Consider the following 21,950-nt stretch of genomic DNA (forward strand, 5'->3'; position numbering starts at 1 on the left):
GGTCCTTCGAAGCCTGGCCGTCGACCGGTTGCCCTGCGCGCCGCATCCGCCGCGTGGCCTGGGTGACCCTGGACCCGTCGGTCACGGGACGATGACGATCGTGGCGACAGCGGCGACGATGGTGGAGGCCACCACGGACACGGCTCGCCGCCGTGGGTTCGCAGCGATGACGGGCAGCGCACGCGACGTGTAGGCGGCGTGGACGGCGGCGGCTGTGGTGAGCCCGGCGCCCAGTGACCACAGCCATCCGGCGACGACGGACCAGTCACCGAGGCGGTGTGCCAGGCCGAGATAGAGCACCGCCCAGGCGACGGCGGGCACCAGGGTCAGGCGGTCGGCGGCGCGGCGGGTGGTGGAGAGCACCGCCACCGCAGGGAAGAAGGCGAACACGATCGCGACACCTGCGCCGATCCAGCCTTCCAGCCCCGGACCGGTGTCACCCGCGTGCTGTGCCGGCACGCCGAGCAGGCGCCGTCCGATGGCTTCGACGCCGCGGTCGGTGTTGCCGAGCACGACGACGCCGCGTCCGGTGACCCGGTCGAAGCCGACGTAGGAGCTGAAGCCGCCAGTCGCGCCGTTGTGCCAGACGATGTCCCGGTCGCCGTGGCGGGTGGTGAACCAGGCGTACCCGATGCGACTGTCGTCGCCGTCGTCGAAGCGGGCAGTGGCGGCTGCCCCGCCCGGCGCGGTGCCGGCGAGCATCGCCTTGACGAGCGCGGCAAGGTCGTCGGCGGTGGACCAGGCGCCGATGCCTGCGGGGGCGTATCCCGCGCCGCGCCAGAGTTCGGGGCTTCGGCCGCCGGCCTTGGTGCCGGCAGCGTGGCCGGCCGGCGGCGCGTCGACCTCCGTGACCAGCGCGGTGTCGGTCATGCCCAGTGGCTGCAACAGCTCGCGTTCGAGCAGCGCGGGGTAGGTGGTCCCGGCTTCTGCGGCGAGCGCGTGGCCGAGCAGCGACATGCCCAGATTCGAGTAGTGCACCTGCCCGCGGGTGTCATCCGGCTGTTCCTGTGCGGCGGCGTCGAGCAACCAGTCGACGTCTTGTCCGGCGTAGGGATTACCGGCGGTGAGCCCCGTCCACCAGGTGCGGAGGAACTGCCCGACGCCGGTGCCGGCGAGCCTCGGCAGGCCGGAGCGGTGGCTGGCGAGTTCGGTGTAGGTCACCTCGCCCACCGGCCCGGTCAGCTCGGGCAGTGCGGTGCGGATCGGGCCGTCCGGGTCGACTGCGCCCTGCTCGGCTCGGTGGGCGAGGAGCATGCCGGTGAGCGTCTTCTGGATCGAGCCGATCTCGAACGGCGTCTCGGCGGTCACCGGATCGCCGGCGGCGTTGCGATCACCGAGGCCGGCGATGCGCACTCCGTCGCCGTCGACGAGCGCCACCGCGAGGCCGCGCAGTCCCTGCGGGTCATCGATGACGCCGCGGACCGCTGTCGCCAGCGCCCGGTCACCTGTCACCTGGTCGGTCAGGCGGGGCACGTCGGGCCTGACGCCGAGGCCGGCGACTGCTGCTACGAGACCGACGACGATGGCGACGATGACGGGCCTGCGCATGATGCTCCTTCGAGGGGGAGGCGGTGCGGGGGAACCGGTCAGCGGCGGGCCGCGGTGAGCACCGCCAGCAGGGGTACGACCCGTTCGGCGGGCACGGCGTACCTGCCGCGCCCGGTACTGCGCAGCCACCCGGCGGCGGTCAGCTGACGCAGGTGATGATGCAGCTGACCGGTGGTGCCGAGCCCGTCCAGCTCGGCCAACGCGGCGGTGGCCTCGCGACCGCCGAGGATCTCCCGCAACAGGCGCAGCCGTACCGGGTGGGCGAGCGCGGCAAGGCTCGCCGCCACCTCGGACCAGTCGCTGTCGAGCGTGTCGTCGACCGAGCGACCGTACTGCCATTCGAAACGGCGGCCCGCCAGTCGGACGATCCCCGTGTAGAGGACCGCGCCGGTGGCGTCGTCGTCGATGCGATCGCGCAGTCCTTCCAGGGCCCAGAAGGTGCCGGCGTCGGCGGGCGCCGCATCGCTGGGGGCGAGCCGGTTCACCAGCCCGGCAACCTGTCGCTCGAGAGCGGCGAGCCGGTCCTCCACATCGGTCATAGCCACGATAGTACGTACTTACGCACTTACGTGCCAACGATGTTCTGTGGCTGCGGCCGTGGTGGAAGCGGAGTCGACGGCAGGGCCGGCCAGCCATTGCCGGGGACGACCGAGGCCAGCGCCGCCTCGTACGGTCACCGGAGCCCGAGCGTCCGCATCCGCTTCTGGCGAGGAGCGCGGGTGCCGTCGTGGTCAGGCTCGATGCTCGGCAAGAACCTTGCTGAACAGGGCGGGGTAGCTGTCATGAGCCAGGGACAGGTCGCCGAACGCGTCCTCGGTGAACCACGCGATGGCGTCGTGTTCGTCCGGCGCGACGTTGACCGGAGACCCCGTCCACGCGTCGATCAGCCAGATCTGCATGTCGAACGTGTCGGCGTGAACTTCGTGCACGGGCGGATCCGATGGCGCCGGGATGTCGATGCCCAGTTCCTCTCGAAGCTCCCGAGCAAGTGCCGCGCCGGGCAGTTCCCCGGGCTCCACGTGCCCACCGGGCAGGTCCCAGACGTCGGGGTACCACCGGCGCCGGGGAGACCGGTGACAGAGCAGTACCCGATCGCCGTCGCGCAGCAACGCCGTGACGATGCGAGCCTTGGGAGAGCCGTCCGCGGAGTTCGACACCGCCGTATCCTGCCACCGGTGGTAGCCGACACGGTGCCCTGCCGAGCGGTGGCCGGCATCCTGATCCGCCGTCGACCGTGCGCGACCGCTACCGGCCGACCCGCGTCGGATCCCACGCCGGAGCATCGCCGGTAGCGGAGCAGGTCGGCAGCATGCGGCAGCCGGCTGGCCGGCTGGGGCGGGCGTGGTGTGAGGGCTGCCGGCCCCGTTCCACACCGACGCCGGGGTGCCGTGGCGGGCGGTCGTCAGGAGGCCAGCCGACGGGCGACGACGGGGATCACGATCGCGGCCGCGACCAGGTGAGCGAGCACGAGCGTGCACTCGGTGGCGAGGTCGGCGTCGACCAGGAACGGTGGTACGAGCGACAGCGCGGTGAGTGCCACCGCCGTGCGTACCCAGGTGCGTGCCGGCCGGGACGCCCAACAACGGATCGCCCACGCGATGAGGATGCCCACGACGCTGAACGTGAACGTGAGCTGGGTGAAGCCGGCCAGGGGAATCGATTCGCCGCCGTCGGGCAGTTCGAGATCGACACCGGCGGCCATGGCGAGGGCCGCGACCGCCGTGACGGTGACGGCGGCGGCAGCCGCGGCGGCCAGGCCGGGTAGGAGCAGCCGGCGGCGCTGCCGGCCCTGGGTGCTGAGCCGGTCGGTGGAGGCGGTGGAGGTCATCGGCATCCTCTCGATCGGTCGGCCTCGGCTCGGGCGTGGCCGGGCCGGATGTTGTGGTTGAGGTGGAAGACGTTCTGCGGGTCCCAGCTGGTCTTGAGCGCGGTGAGCCTGGCGAGTTTGGCGGGCGGGTACGCGCGGCGTACCCCGCGTTGCCCCTCGTCGGCGGCGAGTGAGTTGACGTAGACGCCGTCGGCGTACGGGGCGAGCGCGGCTGCGGCCGTGCGAGCCGCTGCCATCCGGGTGTCGTCCTCGGCGGGGTCGGTCCAGCGGGAGTCGGCGCCGAACTCGAACAGGGTGCCGCGGTGGCTGAACGCGGCGTCGGCGTCGGCGATGTCGGCGATGGCGCCGCCGTGCGCCTGCAGACCGACACCGGGCAGGGGAGTGCCGGCGTGCAGGTCCGACGCACCGCGCAGCAGGAACGCCTCGATCGCCGCGGTCGGGAACTGCCGCAGGTAGTGCGCGCCGGAGTACCGGCGGTAGGCGTGGCCGCCGGAGGTGTCGTCGCGTTGTTGCAGTTCGAGGTACGACGGCGTGGTGACCCGCTCGGCGAGCGGGCGCCCGAGCGCACGCATCGCCGCCAGCAACCGGTGGGCCCCTGCGGGGTCGCCGACCCACACGAAGCCGACGGTGGCGACAGGGCCGGTGGCCGTGCCACGGACATCGGCGGTGAGGGTCGCCCGCCGCGGCGCGACGACGCTCAGGTCCCGCCAGCCTTCGAGCACCGGCACGGCGTCCGCGGCGGGGAAGTCGAACTCGGCGACCAGGGTCTGCGTTCCGGTGTCGTGCAGTCGGAACTCGAAGTCGGTGACGATGCCGAAGTTGCCGCCCCCGCCGCGCAGGCCCCAGTAGAGGTCGGGGTTCTCGGTCCGGCTCGCGGTCACCACCTCCCCCTCGGCGGTGACCATCGTGTAGGAGACGACGTTGTCGCAGGACAGCCCGTACTGACGCGCGAGCCAGCCCATGCCGCCGCCGAGGGTCAGGCCGCCCACCCCGGTGTGCGAGACGTTGCCCGCGGTGGTGGCCAGGCCGTACCGCTGCGACGCCCGGTCGAGTGCGCCGAGCAGCGCGCCGCCCCGGACCCGGGCGCGCCGCCGGATCGGGTCGACCCGGACCCCGTTCAACGGGGTCAGGTCGATCATCAGGCCGTTCGCGGGGACGGCGAGGCCGGCCACGTTGTGCCCGCCGCAGCGCACCCCGATCTCCAGGTCGAGTTCGCGGGCCAGGCGCACCGCGGTCACCACGTCGCTGACGCTCGCGGCCTGCACGATCATCCGTGGCCGACGGTCGATCATGGCGTTCCAGACGGTGCGGGCCGCGTCGTAGCCCGGGTCGCCCGGGGTGAGGAGGCGGCCGTCGAAGCGAGGGCTGGTCGCGGTCGTCATACGTCCGAGCCTGACGGAAATCGGTACACCCGGTAAGGTCCGATCGCATGGGCCAAATCAGGACCAATTCGCGTACGGCGGCGGACCTGCTCATCGATGTCGACCGGTCCGCGGCCGAGCCCCTGCACCGGCAGATCGCCGCCTCGATCCGGGGCGGCATCCGGGCGGGCCGGTTGCCGCTCGGGACGTCCCTGCCACCCACCCGCACCATCGCCGCCGATCTGGGAGTGTCACGCGGCGTCGTGGTCGAGGCCTACCAGCAGCTCGTCGCCGAGGGCTACCTCACCAGCCGGGCCGGCAGCTACACCCAGGTCGCGGTCGAGCCGGCCCCGACGCCGGCCGGCCGCCGCGCCGAGGGCCGGCCGGCGGCCCGCATCGACTTCGGGTACGGCCGCACCGACGTGTCGTCGTTCCCCCGGGACGCCTGGCTGCGATCGGTGCGAACGGTCCTCACCACCACCCCCAACGAACACTTCGCCTACCTCGACGGGCGTGGCGTGCCCGAACTGCACACCGCCCTGGCCGACTACCTCAACCGCGTCCGGGGCACGTCGGCCCGCCCGGAGAACGTCGTGATCTGCAGTGGCTACGCCCAGGGCGTCGCGCTGCTGATCCAGGTGCTCGCGGCGCGCGGCGCCCGCCGGCTGGCCGTCGAGGACCCCTGCGCGGACGACGACGCCCGCCCCGTCGCGGCCGCCGCCGGCCTGGACGTGATCGGCGTCCCGGTCGGGCCGGACGGCGTCCTCGTCGAGGAGCTGGAACGTACCGACGCGGACGCCGTCGTGCTGACGCCCTCGCACCAGTGGCCCACCGGCGGGGTCCTGTCGGCCACCGCGCGGGCCCGGGTGATCGACTGGGCGCAGCGCCGACGCGCCCTGGTGATCGAGGACGACTACGACGCGGAGTACCGCTACGACCGATCGCCCGTCGGCGCCATGCAGGGGCTGGCGCCCGACACCGTCGTGTACTGCGGCACCGCGAGCAAGACCCTGGCACCCGGGCTGCGCCTCGGCTGGCTGCTGGCGCCGGCACACCTCGTCGACGACCTCACGGCGGCCAAGGTGCTGGCCGACCGCGGCTCTCCCGTCATCGACCAACTGACCTTCGCCGACTTCCTCACCCGCGGCGAGTTCGACCGGCACCTGCGGCGCATGCGCCCGGTCTACCGCCGCCGCCGCGACGCGCTCCTGGCCGCACTGCGCACACGGCTGCCCGAACTGGAGCCGGTCGGTGTCGCGGCGGGCCAGCACGTCGTGGCCTGGCTCCCGCACGACCTCGACGAGGCCGCCGTCGTGGCCGCCGCCGCCCGGCACGGACTGGTCGTGCAGGGCGTCTCCCGGTACCGACTGAGCCCCGCCGGACCGGGCGGGCTGATCTTCGGCTACGCCACCCTCACCGAACGGGCCATCGCGGACGGAGTGGCAGCCCTCGCCGACGCGGTCGCCGAGGTCCGCAGCACTGAGCGGTCCGCGCCATCATCACCAGAAACGACGCCGTACCCGAGGCCCTGACCGGATCGGCATCAGCCCCCGACGTCGTCCCGCCACGTCCGGCCAGGATCGGACGACCCGGTGGAGCAGGGTCGACCGTGCACCGCAGCGGTGACCGGGCGTCCAGTCCGTACCCGACCTCGCTCGTGCGTGCGATCCGCACGGTTGCTGGTGAACGGTCGAGTCCGGACAGGGTCGAGGGCTCGGATCACGGGTGTGGACGCGCCTGCCCGGATCGCCTGTTCCCACGGCCCCGAGTAGCGTTGACGGGGCCGAAGATGTCCGGGGTGGGCGATAGCGTCATCGCCATGAGCGTGCTCGACCGCCGTACCCTCAATCGGGCACTCCTGGCCCGTCAGCTCCTGCTGCAGCGGCACGACATGCCGGTCGCCGACGCCCTTGAACACCTGGTGGGGTTGCAGGCACAGGAGCCCCTGGAGCCGTACGTCGGGTTGTGGAGCCGGCTGGCCGGCTTCCGGCCGCCGGCCCTGGCCGAGCTGCTGCTGAGCCGCCAGGCGGTCCGCACGCTGCTGATGCGCCGCACCCTGCACCTGGTGACCGCCCGGGACTGCCGCACGCTGCGGCCGGTGCACCAGGCGATGTTGGTCTCACGCATGTGGTCGACGCTGCGCCGGGTGCTGCCCGGCGTCGACCTCGACGAGCTGACCAGACTGGGCCGGCCGCTGTTCGAGGAGCGGCCCCGCATGCTCACCGAGGCGGCCCGTGTCATCGCCGACCGTTGGCCGGATGTGGAGCCGCGCTGGTTGGGCGACGCGCTCAGCACACTCGTGCCACTCGTGCAGGTGCCGCCCCGTGGTGTCTGGGGCGCGCGAGGCGCCGCGTACAACACCACCATCGAGCAGTGGCTGGGCCGTCCGTTGGAGCCGGCGTCGCCGGACGCCGTCGACGCGCTGGTCCTGCGCTACCTCGCCGCCTACGGTCCGGCGTCCAGCGCCGACATCCGTGCCTGGTCCGGGTTGAGCGGGCTGCGGGAGTCCGTCCGACGGCTGCGCCCGTCGTTGCGCACGTTCCGCGACGAACGCGGTCGTGAGCTGCTCGACGTGCCCGACGGCGCGCTGCCCGACCCGGAGACCCCGGCGCCGCCGCGCTTCCTGCCGGCGTTCGACAACGCGGTGCTCGGCTTCGACGACCGCAGCCGCGTCATCGACACCGAGCATCGCGGGCTGAGCGTCACCGGTGCACGCTTCCTGCTGGTCGACGGCCGGGTGGCGGGGACCTGGGCGGTCGCCGCCGACGACGGCGCGGCGACGTTGCGGATCACACCGCTGCGCCCGCTCACCACCGCCGAGCGCGACGCCGTTGTCGCCGAGGGTGAGAGCCTGCTGACCATGTTCGAGCCCGAGCCACGCTCCGGGCGCACCGTCACGTTCAGCCCGATCCCGTAGCAGTCTCGGCGAACGTCCCGCCCGGACGCTGCTGCCAACCCGCGATCGGCCACAGCCGCCCGGACGACACCGACACACCGCGACCTCCGCCGACGACGCCGCCCCCGGGCGCTCAGTGGGGGAACGCGCGGGGGATGCGGGCGGTGCGGAGTTCGTCGCGGAACGCCTGGATACGCGTGATGACCTGTCGTCTGCCGATGGTGTTCTCGATGCGGTCGAGGTACAGGCATCGGGCGGCGAGTTTGTCGAGGTCGACGGTGAAGTAAATCGCCATCAGCGGGTTGACGAACAGGTCCCCGCTGCCGGTGCGCCGGGTGAACCGGACGTCTCCGAACGCGCCGCTGGTGGCGGCGGCGATCTGGCCCTGGACGATGCTCGGCCGGTCCGGGGTGGCGGCCTGGGCGTCGGCGACGGCATCGCGGTACAGCGCCGCCTCCCGGCTGGAACCGGGGATGGACAGCGCGCCGAGGTAGCCGCCGTCGCGGTCGAGTGCGGCGAGGTTCTCCAGCACCTGGACGTGGTTGACGCCGTCGTAGGCGTCGATGCCGAAGCCGAGACTGGACACCAGCTTGACCGGCACGTCCAGCGCGGCCACGGCGGCCAGGCTGGTGATGTCCTCCACCGGGGTGCCGAGGTCGCTCTCGTCGCCGCGCAGCAGGACGTCGGTGCCACCGTCGACCAGCACCACCGCGTCGACGTCGAGGTGGTCCACCAGGTGCCGGTACGCCGCCCGTAACGGCTGGACGCCGAGCGGCGGAAAGGCGTACACGGTCGAGGGCAGCTGCTGAGCCGCCAGCCAGCGGGCGAGCGTGCGTTCCGGGAAGTACCAGTCCGGACTGGTCGTGTCCGGCCGTACCGCGGCGACGTGCTCCGCCACCCACGCGTCCCGGTCGATCAGCTCCAGCTCGGAGAAGGACAGACTGGCCAGGTGCACCTGCGCGCCGCCGCGCCACAGGGCGAACGCCAGGGGCAGGCCGGCGTACACGTCGAACCCGCCGCCCGCTCCGGCGATGAGGATGCTCCGCGCCGGGGCCAGCGCGGCGAACAGCGGCGGTACGGCCAACGAGAACACACCGGGGTCGGCCGGCAGCGCGGCGGGATTCGTCACCGTTCCATGATCAGTCACGCCCGTGCTGCCGGGGTGCCCGTGGCCCACCGGGATCGGCAGGAGCGCTTCGGCGCATCGCATGTGTGGCTCATGGCCGCTGACGGTCGATGTGTCAGCTGAGGCTCGCAGATCATCCGCCCTGGCAGCTGACAGCGCCCCGGCAGAGCCCGAGAGGGGTGTGGGAACTGTCCCTGCTCCGAGCGGTCGGCGGGGTCCTCGGCGAGACGGGAACGCCCCTAGGATCTGGCAGTGGACCTTGTACCGGGCGCAGACCATGGATCTCCGGCATTCGTGACCGACTGGGCGCGGTTGTTCGTCAGCTACTGCCAGTACGACGTGTTCACCGTGCCGGGTGCGTCCGGCGTGGGAATCTACGTCCTCGGTGACGACCTGGTGCACGTCGGCGGACCGCATCAGTTCACCGGCTTCTGCGGCATCCACACCGGCTGGATCGAGGCGCGCGTCCGTGTCCTGCCCGCGCCTCCGACGGTGATCGACACCGGCTGGGACGTGATCAGTGAGGCGACCCTGTGGAGTCCCAGCGGTCGGCTGTCGGTCGTCGGCCTGATGGGCGGCGGCGCCGAGGCTCTCACCGATGTGGCGGTCCCGCGCGGGCTGATCCGGGTACGGGTGCACGCCCGTGACCGCCTGCACGAGACCGTACGCACCGACGGCGACCCGCCCGAGCGGCACGAGCTGCACGTCTGGGCGGTGTCCGAGGAGACGCCCTGGCGCACCGTGCTGGCCGACCCGGGCGGCCGCGCCTGGGAGCAGAAGCCGGCGAAGGCCGCCGAGCAGGCGATGCTGTCACTGGTGCCGCGTCCGTCCAACCGTCCCGCCGTCCTTCGGCCGCTGCCCCCCGACCCGTACGAGGACGACGCCGGCCTGGCCCGCGTGGCGGTGGTCCGCCACCGACCCGCGCCGGTCGAGGTCCCGGTGGGGGTGCTGCCCGTCGGCGACCTGGAGGTCCGGCTGGAACGGGTCGACGGCGAGACGCTCACGTGGTCGTGGACCACCGCCGACGCGCCGATCTTCCCTGAGCCGCTGACCGCGCTGCCGGACGACGAGCCGAGCACCGTGCGGCTGACGTCCGGCCCGGACGGCGTCACGCTGCGGCACGAGGGTGTGCGGGGTCGGCACGCCGTCGCCCTCGGGCTGATCTGGGACCATCTGCTCGACGGCGCCGGCTCGTACCCGTGGCTCGAGACGTTGCGTGGGCAGGCCGCCGAGGCGACCGCGCAGGCCGAGAAGACCCGCCGCCTGAAGGCCGCGCACGACGCCGAGCGGTGGGGAGGTCCGCCGCCGCCGGAGCGTCTGCGCAGGCTCCCCAGCCAGGCGCAGTCCCTGGCCCGGATGGACCGCCCGTTGCTCGACCGCATCGACGCGCTGCCCGTCGCCCGCCGACGCGAGGCGGCCTGCTGGGCGGCCCGCCGCGCGATGCGGGTGGCCGGGCTGGAGCAGATCGGGTGGATCGCCGACGCGCTCGCCGCCGCCGAGGCCGCCCGCCCACTGCCCCGCTCCTTCACCGAGCAGGGCGGCGCCGCCGCGTTCCGCCGGCTCCTGGCCGATCCCGAGGTGCCGCACAGCACCGTCACGCTGCGCCGGGAGCCGACGAGGCTCGGCGCCCCGCACGTCACCGAGATGCTCCAGCAGGCTGCCGCGTTCCCCGCCCTGCTCGCCCTGGCCAACGACGATCCGCTGGTCGCCGCGATCGACGCCGTCCACCACGCGGCCCTCGCCCACGGCGACGACCGCGACCGGTTCCTCGCCGACGCCCACACCGCCCTGCGCTGAACCGCCGATCCGGCTGCCGAGGTGGGCGGCGGTACCGTCGCTGCCACCTGCGCAGCCGGGTCGGCAAACACGCCACTCAGCCCTTCTCGTCGTACCGACCGGGTAGCTTCAGGCCGGCGACACGCGGTGGACCCGATGTCGGTTCCGTCCAGGACGACCGCCTCGGCGGTGACCTAGCGTGGACCCGGCAGCCCGCCCGAACACGAGGGGACAGCACAATGCGTGACCTGGTCTACACCGGTTTCATGTCGCTCGACGGCGTGGTGGACTCGCCCGGCGGTGGGCCGGGGGAGGAGCACCGCAGCGGCGGGTGGGTGTTCAAGGACCTCGAGTTCGTCCCGGAAGCGTGGTCGCTCAAGGGCGAGGAACTCACCGACACGACCGCGTTGATGTTCGGCCGCCGCAGCTACGAGGCGTTCGCGCCGGTCTGGCCCGGGTCGGAGGACCACGCCGCCTACCAGGAGCTGCCCAAGTACGTCGTGTCGACCACGCTGTCCGACGACGCCCTCGTCGACGGCTGGGGGCCGACGACGATCCTGCGCTCGACCGAGGACGTCGCCGCGCTCAAGCAGGGCGAGGGCGGCGCGATCTTCATCCACGGGAGCGCGGAGCTGGCCCGGCGGCTGTCGGACGCGGGCCTGATCGACCAGTACAACCTGCTCGTCTTCCCCGTGCTGCTCGGCGCCGGCAAGAGCCTGTTCGGCCGGGCCGACCGGGACAAGCAGATGCTGACGCTGCGGGAGTCGGAGAGCTACCCGAACGGCATCCTGAAGCTGATCTACGACGTCCGACGCTGATTTAGGTCGAGGGCGATCGCGCCGCCGGCGCCCTCGCGCGGCTGGCGGGTGGTACGGCCGACGTAGGAGCGCAGGGCCCGGGCCAGGTGCGGCTCGTCGAAGTAGTCCAGCTTGGCGACGACGTCGGTGGTCGGGACGCCGGCAGCCAGCAGCTCCGCCGCCGTGCGGGCCCGCTCGATCTGCCGTACCGCGCCCCGGGTCAGTCCGTCCGGCCGGCCTGTTCCCAGAACACCAGGCCCCACCGCACCCCTGCGACGGACGTCATCGTCGTGACCTGCTCGCTCGTGCACGTCCACACGGTGTCGACCCACGGCGAGTCGGACCGGCGCGTCTCGAACCGCAGCCCCACCGGCCTGGGATTCGCCGCGGCACGTCCTGGTGGCGGGCCCGGCCGCGCGGGGACACCGCCGGCGTCCCTCACAGGTACGACGGGTCCTGCGCGAGGAACGCCTCCGCCGTCACGGTGTCCGGCGCGGACCACAGGTTCTCGATCGCGGCCAGGTACCGCTGGGCGACCGCGGCGTCGTTGCGGGCTTCGAAGACCGGCAGCGGACGGGAGGGCGACCGATTGAGGTACGGCACGAAGAAGCTGGTGCCGTCGGGCTGGTCGAAGGAGTAGCTGCGCATGCGCGGTGGTGCGTCGTAGAGGCGGATGGCGACACTCCCGGGCCGTGCCGACCCCGCCTCGCAGGCGAGGGAGAAGTCGCGCAGGTCGATCAGCGACCGCAGATGCAGGCGATTCTCCTCACGCAACTGCACGGTGGAGATCATGAACTCGCGTGCGGTCGCCTCCACGTGGGGGCTGCGCGGGTTGAGGACCAGGAACCGGACGTCCACGCCCTCCCGGATCCGCTGCTGCAACTCGGCCACGTTCAGGGCCGGCGTGTAGGCCAGGTTCGTCGCCGTCAGGAGGATGCTCCGTCGGGCTACTGCGGAAGTGTCCCTCGTTCCGGAGCGTCACCTGCGCGTCGTTGGCGAGCAGACTCCGGATCGCCTGGGCCGCCGCCAGCCCTTCGCTGGACGACCCGATGAAGACCCGTGCTCGCCGTGTCATCCGGCCTCCCGGTCGCGGCTCCACATGGCATCCGACCATGGCCCAGAACGGCATCCACGCCGTGTCACCTGCTCCTTCGCCGGCACTGCCGATCAGCGGTCGCCGTCGACCGATCGAGTCGCCGCCCGCCGCCGCCCGCCGTCGGGGCCGGCTCCCGGCGACGGCGCAGCCTGTTGACCCAAACGGCCGTCACCGACCCGCCATCCACGGGATCCTGCATCCGACGGGATGGGGGTGGCCTGGGTGACGAGAGCTGGTCGAGGTGCGGCGGTGCTGCTGCTCGGCGCCGTGCCACCGATGGTGGAGATGGCGGCGTTGGTCGGCTTCGGCCTCGGGGCGGCCCAGGCGCTCGCGCCGCAGTCGACGGCGATCTGGCCGTACGACTCGTATCACGACCTGCGGTGGTTGCTCGTCTACCACGATTCGTGGCCGGCCTTCGTCGCCGGACTGGTGGTGGTCGTCGTCGCCCGTGGCGTGTTGTCGGCCGGGCTGACCGCGCTGTCCTGGCCGGCGGAGACGCCGCGTCCTTCGATGCGCCAGCTGGTACGCCGCAACATCGAGGTCGCCGCGCTCGCCACGGTGATCATCTCGCCGTGGGCGGCGATCTCGGTGGCGTTCTCCGCGGTCGCGCTGTCCTGGTATCTCTTCGCCTCGGTGATACCCCTGTTGGTGATCGCCCCGTTCCTGCTACGCGCCGGCGTGACGGCGCACTGGTGGAAGGGGCTGCCGTCGGTTCAGCTGCTGCTCTGGTCCGTGGTCAACTTCCTGGTGATCACCGCGGCCGGCGCCGTGATCGTCAGCGTCCCGCAGTGGTGGCGGGTGCCGGTGGCCGGCCTCGCGGGGGTGGCCAACGGGCTGCTGTGGCGCACGACCGTGATCGCGGCCGTCCGGCACGAGCGGCCTCGCTGGGCGGCGGTGCCGGTGACACCGGTGGTCATCATCCTCACCATGGCCACCGCCGTCGCCGCGCCGTCACTGATCAGCGTGGCCTCCGGCACGACCGGTCGGTGGCGACCACCCGTCACGGCGGAGCCGCTGCCGGCCACCGTGCCGTACGCGGTCATCGTCCTCGCCGGCTTCGAGTCCGGCTGGGACGGGCAGCTGCCCGCGGACCCCCGGGTCGCGCACTTCTCCTACGCGGGCGTGACCCGGGACGGCCGACCCCTGCCGTACGCGCCGGAGGCGACCCACCGGTCACTGGACTCCAGCGCGGCGCTGCTCGCCGCGCAGGTCGACGCCCTGCACCGGCGTACCCGCCGCCCCGTCGCCCTCCTCGGAGAGAGCGAAGGGGCCCTGGTGATCCGCACCTACCTGGAGAAGTTCCCGCACAGCCCGGTCCAGGCGGCCCTCCTGTTCAGCCCGCTGATCTGGCCGGGACGGGCCTACTATCCGCCGCCCGGCCACGAGGGCTGGGGAACGGTCGCCGGATGGGAACTGCGGGTCATCGCCGCCCTGACGAACCTCACCAAGGCCGTCGACGCGAGCCCGGACGAGCCGTTCGTGCGCTCGGTCATCGTCGAGGCCCCCTTCTACCGCAACCGCATCCTGTGCCCGGTGCCCGGAATCCGCATGATGGCCTTCCTGCCGCTGGTCAGCGCCGCCGAGGCGCCCTCCGGGGAGTACTCCCGGATACCGGTCGTCGAGGTGCCGGCCCTGCACGGCGGCCTGCTCAACCGCCGCGCCATCCACGAACGCGCGATGCGGTTCCTGGCCGGGCAGCCGGTCACCCAGCCCTGGCGCGGCTACGTGGTGCTGCAGCGACTCGGCGCGGCCTGGCAGTCCCCGCCGCTGGTGCTGGCGGTCAACCCGATCTGGAGCACCTCCCGCGAGGGGGACCCGGCCCTGAGCGGCCGTATCTGCCAGCCCCGATGACATCGTGACGGACCGCGGCGGTCGACCCGCTCGCCGTGGTGGCGCCGCGCCCGGCGGACGACTCCGGGCGCCTGGTGCGCTGCCGCGCGCGGTCACCGGGTTCGATCCGTCGGGCGCCGCGCGGCTGGGGCAGCAGGGCGATGACCGGGGCCGTCAGAAGGAGGGGGGCGAGCCGAGGCTCCGAGGCGGCTCAGGGTCGGGAGAACAGGACCCACCGGTCCAGGTGTGGCAGCAGGTGCGCGTGCTCGCGCAGCGTGACGGCCGGTGTGGCGAGCGTGTTCTCGGCGAGCGTGTAGTGCTCGAACGCCAGACGCCACGCCTCGTCCGGGTCGGTGGGTGGCCGGGCGACCGTGAGCCAGGTCGTCACCTCCCACGCGGCGACCGGCTCCGCGCCGTATCGCTCGTACCAGCGGCGGGCCGCCGCGACCAGCAGGTCGTGACCGTACCCGCAGGCGTCGTGCAGAGCGTCGACGTAGGCGTAGACCGCCCACGGCTGCGCGACCGGCAGCAGCACGAGCGTCGCGCGCTCCTCGGTCGACCCGAACCAGTCCTGGACACCCGTGTCGGGCCCGACCAGGGGCTCGCGGCCACCTTCCCAACCGAACAGGTGCCGGTTGACGGCGATCTCCACCGGATCGGCGCCGGTGACGGCGGCGCGGATCTCCTGCGCGGCCGGGGCGTCGCCGTAACGGGCACGGGTGGCCTCGCGCTCGAGTTCGATCGTCTCGTCGACCCGGGCGACGAGGCCGTCGGGATAGTGCGCGTGTCGCTCGGCCAGCCGGGCGTCGACATCGATCGTCTCGGCCCGGGCCAGCACGCCCGCCGGGCTGCTGTCGGCGCCGTTGCTGCCCTCGTCGAAGTAGAACCGCGAGAACAGGCTCCCGTCGCGTGCCGCGTGCCGCGGGCACAGCACCGGCCAGCGACCCGTACGCGCGACCGCCGCCCGGGCCGCCGCCCACGCGTCGAGCATCTCGTCCGGGGACACGTCGACCAGCAGCGCCCGGCCCCCGCCGGCGGCGTCCAGCACGTACGCCTCCCGGCCGGCCAGGCCGGCGGTGTCGAGGATGGACTGTTCCCGTGGAGTCACGAGCGGAGCCTACCGACGCTCGGACGGGTCTGGGGACCTGCTGCCGTGGCGGCCGGGCGGGTTCGGGCGGCGGGCCGGGGCATGAGTCCGGGCTGAGCGGGATCGGCGCTGTCGCCGACCCGGGTCACGTACCAGCGGATGCGGACGCCGACGGGTTCGGTCCGCCCACCGTCCGCCGCCCTGGGCGACCGCACGACCGCGCCGCTGGGCCGGCCACCCCCCGACATTAATGAAAACGAAAACCGTTAAGATCCTGCGGACGGCAACCAAGGGGAGGATGGCATGGCGGTACCCAAGCGGAAGATGTCGCGGTCGAACACCCGGCACCGGCGCGCGCAGTGGAAGGCGAGCGTGCCCCCACTGACCCCCTGCCCCTGTCCCCGCAGGGAGATGGTGGTCCCGCACCGGGCCTGCGCGCACTGCGGCCTGTACAAGGGACGACAGGTGGTGGATCAGCCGTGACCGGCCGGCTGCCGGTGACGGTGCTGTCGGGATTCCTCGGCGCGGGGAAGACCAGCCTGCTCAACCACGTCCTGGCCAACCGGGACGGGCTGCGGGTGGCGGTGATCGTCAACGACATGAGCGAGGTGAACATCGACGCCGCGCTGGTGCGCGACGGCGCGACGCTGTCGCGCACCGAGGAGCGGCTGGTCGAGCTGACCAACGGGTGCATCTGCTGCACCCTGCGCGAGGACCTGCTCGACGAGGTGGCCCGGTTGGCGCGCCAGGGCCGCTTCGACTACCTGCTGATCGAGTCCAGCGGCATCTCCGAACCGATGCCGGTGGCCGCCACGTTCGCCTTCGGGGTGGAGGACGGGCAGGTCCTCGACGACCTGGCCCGGCTCGACACCACCGTCACGGTGGTCGACGCGGCGGGTCTGCTGGCCCGCGTCGAGGCGGGGGAGACGCTGCAGGCGCGCGGGCTGGCCGCGTACGAGGGCGACGACCGCAGCATCGCCGACCTGCTGGTCGACCAGATCGAGTTCGCCGACGTGCTGGTGGTCAACAAGACCGACCTGGTGGCCCCGGACGATCTGGCGGTGGTGCGGGCGCTGCTGACCCGGCTGAACCCGGCCGCCCGGCAGGTGCCCGCCGTACACGGGCGAGTGCCGCCGCGCGAGATCCTGCACACCGGCCGGTTCGACCTGGACCGCGCGGAGACCGCGCCCGGCTGGGTCGCCGAACTCAACGGCGCGCACGTGCCGGAGACCGAGGAGTACGGCATCTCCAGCATCGTGTTCCGTGACCACCGGCCGTTCCACCCGCAGCGGCTGTGGGACCTGCTGACCGGTGGCCTCGACGGCTACGGCGTGCTGCGGTCGAAGGGCTTCCTCTGGTTGGCCAGCCGTCCGGACGTGCAGGCCCTGTGGTCACAGGCCGGACCGTCCGGGCGCTGCGATCCGGTCGGCATCCCGGTGGCGGTGTCCGGGGACTGGCCACAGGATCCCGCCGAGCGGACGGAGCTGGAGTCCCGCTGGCACCCGGTCTTCGGTGACCGGCAGCAGGAACTGGTCCTCATCGGCGTCGGCCTGGACGGCGACGGCCTGCGCGCGGCGCTGACCGCCTGCCTGCTCACCGACGCCGAGATCGCCGCCGGGGAGCCCGCCTGGCGGGCCCTTGCCGACCCGTTCCCCGAATGGGACCTCGGCGACCTGCACGACCACGACATCGCCGAATCCGTCCCGGCCTGACGGTGCCGCCCGCCCTGACGCCGAAGGACGTCGCCCGGTGGCGGCGCGGCTGGGAGAGCATGATGCGTCACTACCAGCCGGGCCGCGACGATCTCCTCGCCGCCGGCCTCGCCGCCGCCGAGGAGATCCACGGGCGCGCGCCCGAGCGGGTCCTCGACGTCGGTGGTGGGCCCGGCACCACTGCCGAGGTCCTGCTGCGCCGGTGGCCCGGCGCGCACGTCACCGTGCTGGACGTCGACCCGGCCCTGCTGGCGTTGACCTCCACCGCCCTGCCGCACGTGCGTACCGTCCGGGCCGATTTCGGCACGGCCCGGTGGCTCGCGTCCGCCGGTGGCCCGTACGACCTGGCGCTGGCCCTGATGACCCTGCACTACCTGCCCGAGGACCGGGTGCGCGACTGGTACGCCGAGGCCCGGCGGCTGCTGCGACCGGGCGGGCTGCTCCTGGTCGCCGACGCCGTGCCGGACGCACCCGTGTCCAGCCGGCGTCAGGGCGGTGCGGCGGACCCGTGGACCGAGTGGTGGGCCGCCCTGGCCCGTGAGCCGGCGATGACCCCGCTGCTGCGTGAGCGGGCGCAGGCCCTGGTCGGCCTCTCCGGCGGGGAGTTCGTCGCCCCGGTCCCGTGGCACCGCGAGGTGGCCCGGCGAGCCGGGTTCCTCGACCCCACGGTGCCCCACCACCGCGCCGGTCACGCCCTGATGGCGTTCCGCCGTCCTCCGGACAGGCGGTGATCGGACGCGGTCGAGGAATGTCTTTCCTTGATCCACTGACAACTTTCGTCCTGACCGACAAAAGTTGGGATCAGATCGGCCGAAGCTCTGGACATGCGCCACGGAAGCCTCCTACTGTGTCGAACACAACACATCGGCGTCACGTCGATGTGAACGAGTTCGATGAAGAGGTGAGTCCGTGCGGACCGTCGACCCCCTGCACGTACGGCTGTTGCGGTTGCTCCGCGACGAGGGGGCGATGTCCCGGGCCGAGCTGGGCGACCGGTTGCAGATGCCCCGCCCCCGCCTGCTGGCCGAGCTGCAACGACTGGTCGGCCTCGGCTACGTCGCCGAGGCCGGACTGGCCGCCTCCCGGGGCGGCCGACGCTCCACCCTGGTCGAGCTGAGCCCACACCTGCGCTTCGCCGCCGTGGACCTGGGCGCCAGCTCCATCGACGTCGAGGTGGTCAACGGCCGCCTCGAACCGGTCGCCGCGTACGCCGAGCCGGCCGACATCCGCAACGGCCCGAAGGTGACCCTCCACCGGGTCAACGAGCTGCTGCACAAGGCCCGGGTGGACGGCGCGTACGAGCGGCTGGACGCGGTCGGCGTCGGGGTGCCGGGGCCGGTCAGCTTCCGCGACGGCGTCCCGGTCTCCCCGCCGATCATGCCCGGCTGGGACCGCTTCCCCGTCCGGGAGCTGCTCACCCGGGAGCACGGCTGCCCGGCGGTGGTCGACAACGACGTCAACATCATGGCCATCGGCGAGCGGCACGGCGGCGTCGCCCACTCCGTGGACGACTTCCTCTTCGTCAAGATCGGCACCGGAATAGGGTGTGGGATCTACCTCAGCGGCGAGGTCTACCGCGGCACCGACGGCTGCGCCGGGGACATCGGCCACATCCAGGTCGACTCGCACGGTCCGATGTGCTCCTGCGGCAACATCGGCTGCCTGGAGGCGCTGTTCAGCGGCGCCGCCCTGGCCAAGGACGCCACCGCCGCCGCCCGCAGCGGCGCCTCACCCGCGCTGGCCGAGCGGCTCAGCACCCGCGGCGCGGTGACCGCCATGGACGTCGCCGAGGGCGCCGTCGAGGGCGACGTCACCTGCATCCAGCTGATCCGCGACGGGGGGCGGCGGGTCGGCGGCGTGCTCGCCGGACTGGTCAGCTTCACCAACCCCTCCATGATCGTCATCGGCGGTGGGCTGGCCCAGCTCGGGCACATCCTGCTCGCCGAGATCCGCAGCGTGGTCTACCGCCGGTCGCTGCCGCTGGCCACCGGCAACCTCCCGGTCGTCCTGTCCGAGCTGGGTCCCCGCGCGGGCGTGGCCGGCGCCGCCGTGCTGGCCAGCGACGTGGCCTTCGCGGAGGCGTCGTGAGCACGCAGACCGACCGCCGGCAGCACCGCGGAGCGCCGGCATGAGTGAGCGAGCCGAGGAGACCGACGTGTCAGATGCGCCGTTGCTCGACGCCCCCGCCGACGCCGTCGCGGGCGAGGTGGTCCTGCGCCTCACCGACGTGGTCAAGACCTTCCCGGGCGTACGCGCGCTCGACGGGGTGCAGCTGGAGGTACGCGCCGGCGAGGTGCACTGCCTGCTCGGGCAGAACGGCGCCGGCAAGTCGACCCTGATCAAGGTGCTGGCCGGGGTGCACCGCCCCGACTCGGGGCTCGTCGAGTGGCGCGGCGAACCCGCCGCCTTCGCCAACCCGCAGGCCGCCATGCGCGCCGGCATCGCCACCATCTACCAGGAACTCGACCTGGTCGAGGACCTGTCGGTCGCGGAGAACGCCTTCCTCGGCCACGAGCCGCGCCGCCTCGGCTTCGTCCGGCGCGGGCAGATGGCGCGGCGCACCCGGCAGATCCTCGGCCGGCTCGGGCACCCCGAGATCCCGCCCGGGCGGATGGTCCGCGCGCTGCCCGCCGCCGGCAAGCAGGTGGTCAGCATGGCCCGCGCGCTGTCGCACGAGGCCCGCCTGATCATCATGGACGAGCCGAGCGCCGTGCTGGCCCACGACGAGGTGGGCAACCTGTTCCGGATCATCCGCGAGCTGACCGCACAGGGCATCGCCGTCGTCTACATCTCCCACCGGTTGGAGGAGATCCGCGAGATCGGCGACCGGGTGACCGTACTCAAGGACGGCCGGACCACCGCGGCGAACCTGCCGGCCCGCGACACCCCGACCCGCGACCTGGTCGCCCGGATGACCGGCCGCACCATCGAGTACGTCTTCCCCGACCGCCCGGCCGACACCGCCGCCGGCGATGGACTGCTCACCGTGGCCGGACTCACCCGAGCCGGCGAGTTCACCGACGTCTCGCTCACCGTGCGGGCCGGGGAGATCGTCGGCATCGCCGGGCTGGTCGGCTCCGGCCGATCCGAGCTGCTGGAGACCATCTACGGCGCCCGGCGCGCCGACTCCGGATCGGTGCGGATGGCCGGCCGGACGCTGCGGGCCGGCAGCGTGGGCGCGGCCGTCCGGGCCGGCATGGGGATGGCCCCCGAGGAACGCAAGAGCCAGGCGCTGCTGCTCGGCGAGCCCATCTACCGCAACGTCACCCTGGCCACCTTCGGCCGCTACGCCCGCGCGGGCTTCACCGACACCGGTCGGGAGCGCGCCGAGGCCGAGCGGATCGCCGAGAGCCTGGAACTGCGCCCCCGCGACGTACGCCGCCCGGTGCGCACCCTCTCCGGTGGCAACCAGCAGAAGGTGGTGGTCGGGCGCTGGCTGCTCGGCGACACGAGGCTGCTGCTGCTCGACGAGCCCACCCGGGGCGTCGACGTCGGCGCCCGGGCGGAGCTGTACCAGGTCATCCGCGCCCTCGCCGCGCGTGGCGTCGGGGTGCTGCTGGTCTCCAGCGAGGTGCCCGAGGTGCTCGGCCTGGCCGACCGGGTGCTGGTGATGCGGGAGGGGCGGGTCGTCCGCGAGGCCCCGGCCGGCGAACTCGACGAGAACACCGTGCTCGACCTCGTCATGGCGGGGTCCCTGATGGAAGGCGCACCGGTATGACCGACGTGACCCCCACCGCCGCGCCGGAGCGGGCGGCGCAGTTGCCGGCCCAGTCGCCGCCGGTCGACCCGGCCGAGACCGCGGCGGCGGCCGAGAAGACGGCCCCCGCCGGCCGGCTCTCCTGGTGGCGCGGCGACGGCGGCGAGGGCGCCAAGCGCAATCTCGCCCTGATCGGCGTGCTCGTGGTGCTGATCGCGATCGGCGCCCTGACCCGCTCCGACCTGTACTCCGACCCGGACTGGGTCTGGGACAACGTGCTGAGCATCCTCCAACTCGCCTCGGTGGTCGGCGTGGTCACGGTCGGGATGACGTTCGTGATCATCGGCGGCGGCATCGACCTCTCGGTCGGCGCGATCGTCGCCCTGGCCGGCGTCTGGTGCACGACGGTGGCCACCCAGAGCTACGGCGCCGGCGGCATGATCTTCACCGCGCTCACCGTCGGCCTGGCGGTCGGCCTGGTCAACGGCCTGCTCATCTCGTACGGCCGGCTGGTGCCGTTCATCGCCACGCTGGCGATGCTGGTGGCGGCCCGCGGCCTTGCCGCGGAGATCTCCGCGAAGCAGACCCAGGTCTCCGGCAACGAGTTCATCAACAGGATCGCCAGCGACAAGCTGCTCGGCATCCCGCTGCTGGTCTACATCCTCGCCCTGGTCGGCGCCGCGGGCTGGGTGCTGCTCAACCGCACCACCTTCGGCCGCCGCACCGTCGCCGTGGGCGGCAACCCGGAGGCAGCCCGGTTGGCGGGCATCGACGTCAAACGGCACACCGTGCTGCTCTACGCGCTCTCCGGCCTCTGCTGCGGGATCGCCGCCATCATGCTCACCGCCCAGGCCAACTCGGCCCAGGCGGCGATGGCGAACCTCTACGAGCTGGACGCGATCGCCGCCGCGATCATCGGCGGCACGCTGCTCAGCGGCGGGCGGGGCACCATCGTCGGTTCCCTGCTCGGGGTGGTCATCTTCGCCACCATCACCAACCTGTTCGCCATCAACGGCCTCACCACCGAGGCCCAGAACATGGTCAAGGGCGGCATCATCGTCGTGGCCGTCCTGGTCCAGCAGGTCCAGTTCCGCAGCGTCAGCCGCTTCCTGGGCCGCAACCGGCTCACCACCGGCTGACCCGTCCCGAGCCGGGCAGCACCACCCGCACCCGAGAACGTCCCGCACCTGGGCCAC

Annotated in this window: 19 protein-coding genes and 1 pseudogene; 11 read left to right on the top strand and 9 right to left on the bottom strand. The window is 73.0% G+C overall.

All coding sequences use genetic code 11. From position 1 onward, the window contains the following. Positions 1-81: 81 nt before the first annotated feature. The 5 genes from GA0070614_RS28710 to GA0070614_RS28730 form a co-directional block, all read right to left on the bottom strand. Positions 82-1,548, bottom strand: a complete 1,467-nt coding sequence (locus GA0070614_RS28710; RefSeq protein ID WP_088978878.1) for a serine hydrolase domain-containing protein — start codon at positions 1,546-1,548, stop codon at positions 82-84. Between the two features lie 38 nt (positions 1,549-1,586). Continuing rightward, positions 1,587-2,087, bottom strand: coding sequence for an ArsR/SmtB family transcription factor (locus tag GA0070614_RS28715; protein WP_088978879.1), 501 nt, complete (start codon positions 2,085-2,087; stop codon positions 1,587-1,589). Positions 2,088-2,279: 192 nt separating this feature from the next. Beyond that, positions 2,280-2,705 (bottom strand): NUDIX hydrolase, encoded by a 426-nt coding sequence (locus GA0070614_RS28720; RefSeq protein WP_088978880.1) that lies wholly within the window; start codon positions 2,703-2,705, stop codon positions 2,280-2,282. Between the two features lie 245 nt (positions 2,706-2,950). Further along, positions 2,951-3,376, bottom strand: a complete 426-nt coding sequence (locus GA0070614_RS28725) for a DUF6069 family protein (RefSeq protein WP_088978881.1) — start codon at positions 3,374-3,376, stop codon at positions 2,951-2,953. Continuing rightward, entirely contained in the window at positions 3,373-4,758 is a 1,386-nt protein-coding gene (locus GA0070614_RS28730) for an FAD-binding oxidoreductase (protein WP_088978882.1), read from the bottom strand. Before GA0070614_RS28730 ends, GA0070614_RS28725 begins: the two co-directional genes overlap by 4 nt. Positions 4,759-4,805: 47 nt before the next feature. On the opposite strand from GA0070614_RS28730, the gene pdxR reads away from it, so the two are divergent. Both pdxR and GA0070614_RS28740 read left to right on the top strand, forming a co-directional pair. Next, positions 4,806-6,269 carry a MocR-like pyridoxine biosynthesis transcription factor PdxR gene (pdxR, locus tag GA0070614_RS28735; RefSeq protein WP_088978883.1) on the top strand — a complete coding sequence of 488 codons (1,464 nt, stop codon included), beginning with the start codon at positions 4,806-4,808 and terminating at the stop codon, positions 6,267-6,269. Positions 6,270-6,556: 287 nt separating this feature from the next. Continuing rightward, complete coding sequence (locus GA0070614_RS28740) at positions 6,557-7,654, top strand: winged helix DNA-binding domain-containing protein (protein WP_088978884.1); 1,098 nt, start codon at positions 6,557-6,559, stop codon at positions 7,652-7,654. A gap of 112 nt (positions 7,655-7,766) precedes the next feature. On the opposite strand, the gene GA0070614_RS28745 is transcribed toward GA0070614_RS28740, so the two are convergent. Beyond that, complete coding sequence (locus GA0070614_RS28745) at positions 7,767-8,762, bottom strand: DUF1152 domain-containing protein (RefSeq protein ID WP_231933426.1); 996 nt, start codon at positions 8,760-8,762, stop codon at positions 7,767-7,769. A gap of 291 nt (positions 8,763-9,053) precedes the next feature. Between GA0070614_RS28745 and GA0070614_RS28750 the strand changes: the two genes are divergently transcribed. Both GA0070614_RS28750 and GA0070614_RS28755 read left to right on the top strand, forming a co-directional pair. After that, positions 9,054-10,556, top strand: a complete 1,503-nt coding sequence (locus tag GA0070614_RS28750) for a hypothetical protein (RefSeq protein ID WP_088978885.1) — start codon at positions 9,054-9,056, stop codon at positions 10,554-10,556. A gap of 218 nt (positions 10,557-10,774) precedes the next feature. Then, positions 10,775-11,353 carry a dihydrofolate reductase family protein gene (locus tag GA0070614_RS28755; protein ID WP_088978886.1) on the top strand — a complete coding sequence of 193 codons (579 nt, stop codon included), beginning with the start codon at positions 10,775-10,777 and terminating at the stop codon, positions 11,351-11,353. Here GA0070614_RS28755 and GA0070614_RS30405 read toward each other — a convergent pair. Further along, a pseudogene (locus GA0070614_RS30405) lies at positions 11,335-11,702 on the bottom strand (hypothetical protein). The gene GA0070614_RS28755 and the pseudogene GA0070614_RS30405 overlap by 19 nt on opposite strands. 68 nt (positions 11,703-11,770) lie before the next feature. Further along, the gene (locus GA0070614_RS28765) at positions 11,771-12,214 is read right to left on the bottom strand and encodes a DUF5919 domain-containing protein (protein WP_157745115.1); all 444 of its coding nucleotides are present in this window, start codon (positions 12,212-12,214) and stop codon (positions 11,771-11,773) included. 490 nt (positions 12,215-12,704) lie between these two features. On the opposite strand from GA0070614_RS28765, the gene GA0070614_RS28770 reads away from it, so the two are divergent. Further along, positions 12,705-14,279 carry an alpha/beta fold hydrolase domain-containing protein gene (locus GA0070614_RS28770; protein ID WP_408630787.1) on the top strand — a complete coding sequence of 525 codons (1,575 nt, stop codon included), beginning with the start codon at positions 12,705-12,707 and terminating at the stop codon, positions 14,277-14,279. 190 nt (positions 14,280-14,469) lie between these two features. On the opposite strand, the gene GA0070614_RS28775 is transcribed toward GA0070614_RS28770, so the two are convergent. After that, on the bottom strand, positions 14,470-15,366 hold the full coding sequence (locus GA0070614_RS28775; protein ID WP_088978889.1) for a DUF4253 domain-containing protein: 897 nt from the start codon (positions 15,364-15,366) through the stop codon (positions 14,470-14,472). A 282-nt stretch (positions 15,367-15,648) separates the two neighbouring features. Here GA0070614_RS28775 and rpmF point away from each other — a divergent pair, with 282 nt between their 5' ends. From rpmF to GA0070614_RS28805, 6 genes are all read left to right on the top strand, one after another. Next, positions 15,649-15,828, top strand: a complete 180-nt coding sequence (gene rpmF / locus GA0070614_RS28780) for a 50S ribosomal protein L32 (protein WP_088978890.1) — start codon at positions 15,649-15,651, stop codon at positions 15,826-15,828. Beyond that, positions 15,825-17,057 carry a GTP-binding protein gene (locus GA0070614_RS28785; protein WP_088978891.1) on the top strand — a complete coding sequence of 411 codons (1,233 nt, stop codon included), beginning with the start codon at positions 15,825-15,827 and terminating at the stop codon, positions 17,055-17,057. Before rpmF ends, GA0070614_RS28785 begins: the two co-directional genes overlap by 4 nt. Positions 17,058-17,059: 2 nt before the next feature. After that, positions 17,060-17,788: a class I SAM-dependent methyltransferase gene (locus tag GA0070614_RS28790; protein WP_231933427.1), complete on the top strand. Its 729-nt coding sequence runs from the start codon at positions 17,060-17,062 to the stop codon at positions 17,786-17,788. 178 nt (positions 17,789-17,966) lie between these two features. Then, positions 17,967-19,145 carry an ROK family protein gene (locus tag GA0070614_RS28795; RefSeq protein ID WP_088978893.1) on the top strand — a complete coding sequence of 393 codons (1,179 nt, stop codon included), beginning with the start codon at positions 17,967-17,969 and terminating at the stop codon, positions 19,143-19,145. A 40-nt stretch (positions 19,146-19,185) separates the two neighbouring features. Further along, positions 19,186-20,775, top strand: a complete 1,590-nt coding sequence (locus GA0070614_RS28800) for a sugar ABC transporter ATP-binding protein (RefSeq protein ID WP_088978894.1) — start codon at positions 19,186-19,188, stop codon at positions 20,773-20,775. After that, positions 20,772-21,893 carry an ABC transporter permease gene (locus tag GA0070614_RS28805; protein ID WP_088978895.1) on the top strand — a complete coding sequence of 374 codons (1,122 nt, stop codon included), beginning with the start codon at positions 20,772-20,774 and terminating at the stop codon, positions 21,891-21,893. Before GA0070614_RS28800 ends, GA0070614_RS28805 begins: the two co-directional genes overlap by 4 nt. Positions 21,894-21,950 lie beyond the last annotated feature (57 nt).

It is taken from the genome of Micromonospora coxensis, assembly GCF_900090295.1.
GTDB classification, from domain to species: Bacteria; Actinomycetota; Actinomycetes; order Mycobacteriales; family Micromonosporaceae; genus Micromonospora; species Micromonospora coxensis.

What these genes read in the sequence shown, in the direction of transcription:
- GA0070614_RS28710 (WP_088978878.1), bottom strand. Translation starts at nt 1,548, where the DNA reads ATGCGCAGGCCCGTCATCGTCGCCATCGTCGTCGGTCTCGTAGCAGCA.
- GA0070614_RS28715 (WP_088978879.1), bottom strand. Translation starts at nt 2,087, where the DNA reads ATGACCGATGTGGAGGACCGGCTCGCCGCTCTCGAGCGACAGGTTGCC.
- GA0070614_RS28725 (WP_088978881.1), bottom strand. Translation starts at nt 3,376, where the DNA reads ATGACCTCCACCGCCTCCACCGACCGGCTCAGCACCCAGGGCCGGCAG.
- GA0070614_RS28730 (WP_088978882.1), bottom strand. Translation starts at nt 4,758, where the DNA reads ATGACGACCGCGACCAGCCCTCGCTTCGACGGCCGCCTCCTCACCCCG.
- pdxR (WP_088978883.1), top strand. Translation starts at nt 4,806, where the DNA reads ATGGGCCAAATCAGGACCAATTCGCGTACGGCGGCGGACCTGCTCATC.
- GA0070614_RS28740 (WP_088978884.1), top strand. Translation starts at nt 6,557, where the DNA reads ATGAGCGTGCTCGACCGCCGTACCCTCAATCGGGCACTCCTGGCCCGT.
- GA0070614_RS28755 (WP_088978886.1), top strand. Translation starts at nt 10,775, where the DNA reads ATGCGTGACCTGGTCTACACCGGTTTCATGTCGCTCGACGGCGTGGTG.
- GA0070614_RS28770 (WP_408630787.1), top strand. Translation starts at nt 12,705, where the DNA reads ATGGTGGAGATGGCGGCGTTGGTCGGCTTCGGCCTCGGGGCGGCCCAG.
- rpmF (WP_088978890.1), top strand. Translation starts at nt 15,649, where the DNA reads ATGGCGGTACCCAAGCGGAAGATGTCGCGGTCGAACACCCGGCACCGG.
- GA0070614_RS28800 (WP_088978894.1), top strand. Translation starts at nt 19,186, where the DNA reads ATGAGTGAGCGAGCCGAGGAGACCGACGTGTCAGATGCGCCGTTGCTC.
- GA0070614_RS28805 (WP_088978895.1), top strand. Translation starts at nt 20,772, where the DNA reads ATGACCGACGTGACCCCCACCGCCGCGCCGGAGCGGGCGGCGCAGTTG.